General features: G+C 36.7%; 11 protein-coding genes and 2 pseudogenes. 7 read left to right on the forward strand and 6 right to left on the reverse strand.

Annotated elements, in window-relative coordinates:
• Window positions 1-294, forward strand: a 294-nt coding sequence (locus H6G79_RS35740) for a zinc ribbon domain-containing protein (RefSeq protein WP_191049428.1), incomplete at its 5' end; no start/stop codon positions are given.
• Window positions 295-618: 324 nt separating this feature from the next.
• Here the strand turns inward: H6G79_RS35740 and H6G79_RS37170 are convergent.
• Window positions 619-774 (reverse strand): annotated as a pseudogene (locus tag H6G79_RS37170) (RNA-guided endonuclease TnpB family protein); the annotation flags it as partial.
• On the opposite strand from H6G79_RS37170, the gene H6G79_RS35745 reads away from it, so the two are divergent.
• Entirely contained in the window at window positions 712-1,017 is a 306-nt protein-coding gene (locus H6G79_RS35745) for a hypothetical protein (RefSeq protein ID WP_190595239.1), read from the forward strand. The pseudogene H6G79_RS37170 and the gene H6G79_RS35745 overlap by 63 nt on opposite strands.
• Window positions 1,018-1,153: 136 nt before the next feature.
• Here H6G79_RS35745 and H6G79_RS35750 read toward each other — a convergent pair whose 3' ends face one another.
• Entirely contained in the window at window positions 1,154-1,414 is a 261-nt protein-coding gene (locus H6G79_RS35750; protein ID WP_190595238.1) for a hypothetical protein, read from the reverse strand.
• Window positions 1,415-1,628: 214 nt separating this feature from the next.
• A pseudogene (locus tag H6G79_RS37175) lies at window positions 1,629-1,730 on the reverse strand (RNA-guided endonuclease TnpB family protein); the annotation flags it as partial.
• Window positions 1,731-1,910: 180 nt separating this feature from the next.
• Here H6G79_RS37175 and H6G79_RS35755 point away from each other — a divergent pair.
• Window positions 1,911-3,161 (forward strand): RNA-guided endonuclease TnpB family protein, encoded by a 1,251-nt coding sequence (locus H6G79_RS35755; protein ID WP_190595242.1) that lies wholly within the window; start codon window positions 1,911-1,913, stop codon window positions 3,159-3,161.
• Here H6G79_RS35755 and H6G79_RS35760 read toward each other — a convergent pair.
• Complete coding sequence (locus tag H6G79_RS35760; RefSeq protein ID WP_242048780.1) at window positions 3,106-3,567, reverse strand: hypothetical protein; 462 nt, start codon at window positions 3,565-3,567, stop codon at window positions 3,106-3,108. The genes H6G79_RS35755 and H6G79_RS35760 overlap by 56 nt on opposite strands.
• Before the next feature lie 81 nt (window positions 3,568-3,648).
• Window positions 3,649-3,903, reverse strand: coding sequence for a metallophosphoesterase (locus H6G79_RS35765; protein WP_242048782.1), 255 nt, complete (start codon window positions 3,901-3,903; stop codon window positions 3,649-3,651).
• Window positions 3,904-4,182: 279 nt separating this feature from the next.
• Between H6G79_RS35765 and H6G79_RS35770 the strand changes: the two genes are divergently transcribed.
• On the forward strand, window positions 4,183-5,418 hold the full coding sequence (locus tag H6G79_RS35770) for a hypothetical protein (RefSeq protein ID WP_199334152.1): 1,236 nt from the start codon (window positions 4,183-4,185) through the stop codon (window positions 5,416-5,418).
• A gap of 17 nt (window positions 5,419-5,435) precedes the next feature.
• Window positions 5,436-6,227, forward strand: coding sequence for an alpha-ketoglutarate-dependent dioxygenase AlkB (locus H6G79_RS35775; protein ID WP_190595237.1), 792 nt, complete (start codon window positions 5,436-5,438; stop codon window positions 6,225-6,227).
• A gap of 68 nt (window positions 6,228-6,295) precedes the next feature.
• On the opposite strand, the gene H6G79_RS37180 is transcribed toward H6G79_RS35775, so the two are convergent.
• Complete coding sequence (locus H6G79_RS37180; RefSeq protein ID WP_242048785.1) at window positions 6,296-6,568, reverse strand: hypothetical protein; 273 nt, start codon at window positions 6,566-6,568, stop codon at window positions 6,296-6,298.
• A 412-nt stretch (window positions 6,569-6,980) separates the two neighbouring features.
• Between H6G79_RS37180 and H6G79_RS35785 the strand changes: the two genes are divergently transcribed.
• Both H6G79_RS35785 and H6G79_RS35790 read left to right on the forward strand, forming a co-directional pair.
• Complete coding sequence (locus H6G79_RS35785; RefSeq protein WP_190595235.1) at window positions 6,981-7,205, forward strand: hypothetical protein; 225 nt, start codon at window positions 6,981-6,983, stop codon at window positions 7,203-7,205.
• A gap of 204 nt (window positions 7,206-7,409) precedes the next feature.
• Window positions 7,410-7,730: a hypothetical protein gene (locus tag H6G79_RS35790; RefSeq protein ID WP_242048787.1), complete on the forward strand. Its 321-nt coding sequence runs from the start codon at window positions 7,410-7,412 to the stop codon at window positions 7,728-7,730.
• Window positions 7,731-8,066: the final 336 nt, after the last annotated feature.

An 8,066-nucleotide genomic window follows, 5' to 3' on the forward strand; every position in this document is an offset into this window, starting at 1 on the left:
AGAAAAATCTCTGATTTGGCGTTTGGAGAGTTTCTACAAATACTAGAATGGGTTGCCAAAAAGAAGAAAAAGAGGGTTGTTTTCATCGACCAATGGTATCCCAGCACTAAGACTTGCTCTTGCTGTGGATATGTTTTAGAAAGTATTGAATTATCAGTTAGAGAATGGCGTTGTTCGGGTTGTCAGTCAGTTAATGGCAGGGATGAAAACGCCGCAGTTAATATTCTTATGGTTGGGGCATCAACCATCGGGTTAGGCGATATAAGCCGGTTTGAAACTGCAATTGCTGTTTGAGCCTAGAATCCCCACGCCTTTAGGCTGGGGAGTATGTCAAAATAATTGCCTTAACGTTCACGTCTTTAGGCAAATATCATACATTCATTCTTTGTTTGATTGATTTTAAGTTTTAGCAAATATCAATCTCTACATCAAATAAAATGTCGAATTTTAAAATCCGACATGTTTATAAGAAATTAAGCTTTATAAGCCTTGAGAAAAACGATCACACTTTGCCAGTCAAATGTCTGGTTCAGCAAATACTGGGTGAAAGTTACTTTGAGCCTTTCTAATTCTTCTAATTTGACACTCCTCGGCGTGAACGCACGGGGATTCTTGGATCTAAGACATAACTTGCTCATACAGGCTTTCACCAACAAGAGTAGAGGTTACATCTCCCCAAGCGTTGCTTGCGTCTAGCGCAAAGGTTCCGGTATGCCCTACCGTACCCAATCCTCGACTAAGGATGATCCTGGCTGCGTTTTCATCCCTATCCATTGGATGACACCAGAGGAAAAAGCCAAACTTGATCAAGTCAACCCTGTATTACCCAATGGACGCAGAAAGCACAAAATTCATCAGTTGCTTGAGGAGACAACGAAACAGAGATTGTCGCCACATATCACATCAATTTTGATTCTGATGAAGTCGGCTAATTCTGTAGCAGAACTGCGGCGTTTAGTGCAAAGACAGTACGGTGTAGATCAGCCCAACTTGTTCGATGGCTGGAAAATTGAGTAGGCGATCACTACGGGTTAACAAAACACCTGTTTGATAGTACGATTGTTCTATATATAATTCAATTGGCAAGTAAAATATACTGAATGCTTCTGGTGATCTCATCCAGAAGCATTTTATTTGCTGCGGCAGCGATCGCTCAAGAAGACTTCTGAAAATCAACATCACTCCGATAAATCTTAGCCCTGGGCTTACCCTTCTTAGCAGGTGCAGCTACAGCAGACTTTTTAGGAGGCCCTGGAGGACGACAGGTTTCGCAGTATAAAGGGCGTGGGCCATACGTCTCACGAGAAGTTGATTGATCGCATTGCTTACAGACGAAGTTGAATGTGCGCGTGTGTATCTGACGTTTGTGCGCTCTGACTGTGTACTCTTTGACTTGAATTTCTTTGCTTGCCATTAGTTGGTGTTAACTCTAAAAAGTGAATAATCTAGAAGCCAAAATTAGCAGGAGATTTAGAAAATATGGCAGTTATATTCTTGAAACGACAAGTTTATACTTAGTTCTCAACAGTTATTAGTTATTAGTGAACAGTTCTAAATCACTACTTAACAGTGACGTTCCTACTACTCTTTGACATACTCCCCCGAATTCAATTCGGGGGATTCTAGGCTCAAACAGCAATCGCAGTTTCATACCGACTTACATCACCTAACCCAACAGTCGATGCCCCGACTGCACAAATATTGCGACTGGCGTTTTCATCCCTCCTATTAAAGTCTTTAGCTTGAACTGACAGAAGCCTCTCACCTACCCGAAGGGAGATGATGAGATGAATGGCAGGCTAATTGATGACAATCTTCCGACCGATGCCGATAGGCAAGGGAGGAAGATATGGAGGAAACTAGCAATTTCTATGTTATGCTTTTTTATAGCAAACGTTGTTTACTCTAATATGTTAAGAGTCGTCAAAGTCAGGTTATATCCAGACACCCAACAGCAGCAGTCACTAGCACAAGCTTTTGGTAGTTGTCGTTGGTTATGGAATTATTGCCTGAACTTGATGAACCAGACATACAAGGAGACTGGTAAGGGGTTATCTGGATACGAAGTTAAAAAGATAATTCCCCAGTTAAAAAAAGAATATGAGTGGTTATCGCTAACTTACTCACAATGCTTGCAACAAGTTTGCTTGAATCTTGGAGTAGCTTTTAATAATTTTTTTGAGAAACGGGCTAAATATCCTAGATTCAAATCAAAACATGGTAAACAGTCAATACAATATCCTCAAAATGTCAAAATTACTGATAATTCTGTGAGTCTCCCAAAAATAGGAGATGTCACAGCGATGATTCATAGACCTATTGAGGGAAAAGTTAAGACTGTAGCCATATCTAAAAACTGTTCTAATCAATACTTTGCGGCTATTCTTTTTGATGATGGTAAAGACAAACCTTCTGCAAATACAGAAGGCAAAGCGATAGGTATTGACTTGGGATTAACTCACTTTGCAGTTACTAGTGATGGTTCTAAGTTTGATAATCCTAGAATACTCAGCAAACATGAGAAGAATTTAAAACTTAAACAGCAGCAGTTATCTAGAAAGCAGAAGGGTTCTAATAACCGTATTAAAGCCAGAAATAAAGTTGCTAGAGTTCATAGAAAAATAACTAACTGCCGTGAGGATTTTCTGCACAAGCTATCTCGTAGGATAGTCAACGAAAACCAAGTTATAGTGCTTGAAAATCTTAATGTTAAGGGCATGATGCAGAATCATAAACTAGCCAAGTCTATACATCAAGTTGGATGGGGAATGTTCTGTACCATGTTGAAATACAAGGCAGAAATGGAAGGGAAGATTTATCTTGAAGTTGATAGATTTTTTCCCAGTTCAAAAACCTGTCATGTTTGTCTTAATCAAGTTGGTAGTTTGCCACTTGATGTAAGATTTTGGACTTGTGACAATTGCCAAACTAGGCACGACAGGGATGTGAACGCAAGCATTAACCTCAGAGATGAGGGTCTACGCCACTTGCTTCAAGCCGGGGAACCCGTCCAACGCAGTGGCTCACGAATTTTGACCTCTGGAACGGGGGATAAAGCCTGTCGCCCAGATGTAAGTCGTAGTAAGGGAGGACGCAAGAAATCCACTACTGCGCTTTCTGTTGGACAGGAAGCCTACACTGTATGCGAAGCATCAGTGTAGGTAGTTCACCTGCTTGTACTTGAACAATTTCAAAACTAGGTAAAATTATGGCTGTCAATGTCCCACCATGACAGGCTCCAGTATCAATACCGTAGGTTTTTTGGGGAATTATGAGGGGATTATCTCCAACAACGCGATGACCAAAAATTACTGGCTTAACACCTGTATATAACTGACTCCAAAAGGTATCTCCATAGTGCTTTGCCAGATGCTTTTCACCCGCAGTGCAACCACATAAAACCTCTTCCCTTTGTTTCTCGATGGGTATACCATCTTCCACCGCAGCATGAACTAAAATTGCCGATTCGATTTCGTGATAATAGGGTAGATGGCTAATCCATTCTAAAAATTCGTCATAGCTGTCGCCAAATTGTAATTTGACAATTTCCTGGCCTGGATTTCTCACAAGAGAGAAATCCAGGTTGGGAGGGGTGGGAGAATGGTGAAAAAATCTTTCCCCCCACACTCCCCACACTCTCCACACCCGCTAACCATACGTGAGAAATTCGGGCTGGGAGTAGGAAAGAGTTTGCCTGAGATGTTTGCGTTCGTGATTACCCATTAATACAATAGTGTTGGGGCGATTTTTGAGAAAATCATACACCTTGACTGAATCAGCACCGCGATCGACAATATCCCCCAAGGAGACTAAACAATCTTCCTTTGTAATTTCTGCTTTGGCTAATAGTTGAAGCAGTTCTGTATAGCAACCATGAATATCGCCAACTACAATTGTTCGCATAACTCAAGTTCAATCGAATAAATTTAGTGTAGCATTAACATACTACTTATTGTAATACTTGGTGAAAAGTTGCGGAGGTATGAAAAGCCAGCAGATGATTCGTTGCGGGTTCCGCAGGAGCATCGCAGAGCAACTTGTAATTGCTCTATTTACATTCTCGCAATTTCGCAGACGGGGATTTGCTCGCAAATTACTCGCGTTAAGATTGTCGTGGAATGCAAGATTGCAAGATAGACCGTTTGTAATGTTTAACAGAATATTGCAGAAATTATGATGAAAATGAATAATACTGAAAATAAAATTTCTAAAACAAAATTATTTCTATTAGATTTATCAAATAATACAGAGGCTAATCATGAATTAAATTATTTACTTAAAAACTTTTGTGGTACAGTTATCAAAAGTTTATCTGATATCAACATGAATTTACAGATAAACAAATTATTTGCTTGCGGTGATATTAGTAGTTTAAGTAATACTTGCTTAAATATATACATTATAAAAGAATTGTCTTTTAACTATGAAATGCTAAATAACCCAAGTTTAAAAATGATTAAGATTGGTCAGGTACCTATCATTATAAGTCAAGCTGGCGTTTATTATAGACAATTATTTAATGATGACACAGATTACTTCAATATGATAAAAACTGAACATACTTTTCAAGAATTAACAGAATCTAATAAGCCTGGAATCGCCTTGAGAAAAGGTATATATCTTACGGAAGTAACTAAAGAAATAAATAGTGAATATGTAGAAAAAGAAAGACTTTACTTCAGACTTTTAAGATGTTCTAGTAATTTTACTGGACCTACTGATAACTTTCGCGCTACAGATTACAAAATAATGAATGCAATAAACCATGCAGCAGAAGATGTCTTTGAGCGAAAAATAAAACTAAATCACGTACTAGCTCAGGTTTACGAAAATAAAAGCAGAGATGAATTAACTCTTAAAAAAAGTAAAGCAAAAATAAAAGCACACTCTGACAAAACTAAAGATATGCCAAAAGAAGCATTGATTGCGTTTTGTACATTTTACGATCGAGAGGGTTTTCAACATCTAAAACCTTCAATTAAAGATAGATACGATTGGTGCAACAAAAATATAAGCGGATTAGCAGCACTGCATTTTAAATTAAAATCAACAATTATAGATACAAATCTAGAAAAAGAATTTACAGTTGTCTTATATCCAAATTCTGTATTTATCATTCCATTGTCTACTAATAGATATTATACTCATGAAGTAAAACCTTCTATTTTGAATAGTGACAAAATACCTACTAGACTAGGTTATGTGGCTCGTTGTTCAAATGTAGAAGCGGTGTATTTTAATCATCAAACTTATATTATAGAAAATAAAGATTTAATTAAATTAGAAGCAATAACAGAATCTAAACAACAAGATTTGAAAGAAACTTACTATGAAGAAAACTGTACTGAAAAAATGGTAGATTATGGAAAAGTTGATTTCAGTATGAATCTAGGAGATTATCAAAGACCTATATACTAATAAAATAAATAAAATCTATGAAGACAAAAGATTTTTATGTTTTTAGACTGGACATTGATGACAATATATTTGAGCTACTAACTAATTTAATTGAACTTGAAGATATTAACAAAGGAAGAAAAGGTGGTGTATTAGTTAAAAGTGAAGAGCGGGGAATTCCAATTGTTAGAAAAACCACTAATTACAAAAACCCAGCATCTCATTTTACTCAAATACATAATACCATCATAGAAAAATTAAATAAACAAATTCAACAAGAGACAAAAATAAAGCCCTTTGAGTTTAATAATGCATTAATTGAAGTCTATGATAGAGAATATTATAAGATGGGTTATCACTCTGATTTGGATATGGACTTAGAGGATGATTCATTCATTGCTCTTTTTTCTTGTTATGAAAATGCATCGAACTTATCAACCAATGCTTTAAGAAAATTAAAAATAAAGAGTAAGGCTACTTCAGAGGAATTTGAAATAAGCTTACCAAACAACTCTTTAATATTATTCTCATTAAAAACCAATCGCGAATTTGTACATAAAATTATTTTAGATATTTCCAAAAATGAGATTACAAAGTTTGGAACAAATCGATGGTTAGGGCTTACCTATCAAAAATCAAAGACATTTATAAAATTCAAAAATGGATTGCCATTTTTAACTAATGGTAACTTACTAAGAGTGGCAAATGATGAAGAAAGAGAGGCTTTTTATAAGTTAAAAAAGCAAGAGAATGAAGTTGTCAATTTTAATTATCCAGAAATAAATTATACATTAAGTATAGGTGATACTTTAGAACCAATACTGGTATAAGGTTCTGGCTAGAATTGCAGAAACCTTATGAGGAGAAAGAAAATATATCTCCACATTACCGTTCTCCGTCAATGGGAACCTACTTGTTTTACTTCTCCGTTCATGCTCAAAGTTTGGATAGTATCAAATGGATTGTAATGTCCTCTTTCCCAGTTTCCATTTTGGAAAATAAAAGATAGATAAACCCATTCCTTATGAGCATCTTGGATGACAAGGTTATCGCCCTCTTGGGGTGTATAGTCAACATCAAAGCAATTTCTGTAATTGAGATTGAGCAAAACCCAATCGTCCGTTAGTCCTTTGCCTATATCCGCCGCAGGAAGTTCGTATAGCCCTTCCATCAGCGGCTCGTCGTCGCTTCTATATCTTTTAAATGTAGATAAATACCATCGATACACCTTGGGAGTCGTTGCTTGCTCCTGTTTGTATCGCCTCGAATTTTTGTTATGCACAATGAGTTTTTCTTTGTCCTCGCAAGTGCATAAAATGAAGCCTTTGTCAAAGTCGCACATAATTGTAGATACTAAGGATTGATGAACCAGTAGACAGGAGATGTTTAAGAGCTAAGAAAATGTATCTCTACACTACCGTTCTCCCCCCTGCACCACTGAAACTACTGCTCTGTCTACTACCATCTGAAAATAACCAATTTTTACAGGCGAGCGACTTAAACATTATCCATATAAAACTATGCGAGCAGAATATGTATAGTAATTTTGAACACATTAAAAGCAATACTAGTAAACGGTCACAATGAAACAATTGATACTTATATTAGGAATAGGAATTTTACTTATACCTGTGAAGGTAACTTGCGGTTCTCCTGATGCAGACTGTGCTCAACCACCATTGCCTGGAACCAATAGTCAAGTTAGATATTACTACGAATATGAACCACTGGGTGTAATGCTAGTAGAGTTAGTGATTCGGACAAACTTGCCGTTTTATTACTTCAGTGGAACTGAGGATAAATACTGAGTTAAAAATTACCATCAATCCTAAGCCTTGTTTAAGTGTGGTTATTTTGTATTGGTGAATAAAATTAATGATGTGATTGTCGCCTGTGTAATAAATAGTTAGGTAAAAATGCAGTACATAGTTTCGGCAGTTTATTTTTTGATTCTGGCAATAATGGTAATAACGCCATTTGCAATGCCCTTTCTGTTAAGGCGGAAGGGTTATGTGACTAGTTTGCTATTAAGCAGTTTTCTATCTTTGATGACGTGCGTACTTCTAGTTACTTTGTTGGCATATTTACCAGATTTATATGCCGAGATGCGGCTTGATTATCTGGGTTTTGATTTTAATGGCTGGTCAGACGAAGACCGACTCAGAAATATTGCTCCAGAATTCAGAGACGAAGCAATAAAACTTTATCGATCGATAATGGGTATTGGGTGGACTTTGAAAGCTATTACTGGGGCAGTTTTGCTCATTCCTTATCAAATTGTTGCTTCTGGCTTAGTTTTCATGGTGAGTCAGTCGAAAAAACATGGCAGTTAGCAACCTAACCATAGTTTACAGTGGACACGAGGGCGGTGGCTGTTATGCCAATAATTTTAGTAAATGCAAGAAAATGTATCATCGAAATTTCAAACTTCTGGTTTTTCTGACTACCCCATTTCTGGGTATCGGAATTCTATTTTTACCAACCATTCCAACTTTGGAGAGTGCTAAATTTCTATTCTCTATAACTATATTGTTACTAAGTTTTATTTTTGGTTTTGGCTCTCCCAGAGTAGCTATGCTAGAATAGCAGAAATAAATCCAGTATAATTTATATAGAATTAGCAGTAATTGGTGGCAAAAGTCCAAGCTGTAAAAGAGTTATACAAGTAA

Origin of the sequence: Anabaena sp. FACHB-83 (genome assembly GCF_014697485.1) — a bacterium.
In the GTDB taxonomy this organism is placed as follows: Bacteria; Cyanobacteriota; Cyanobacteriia; order Cyanobacteriales; family Nostocaceae; genus Nostoc_B.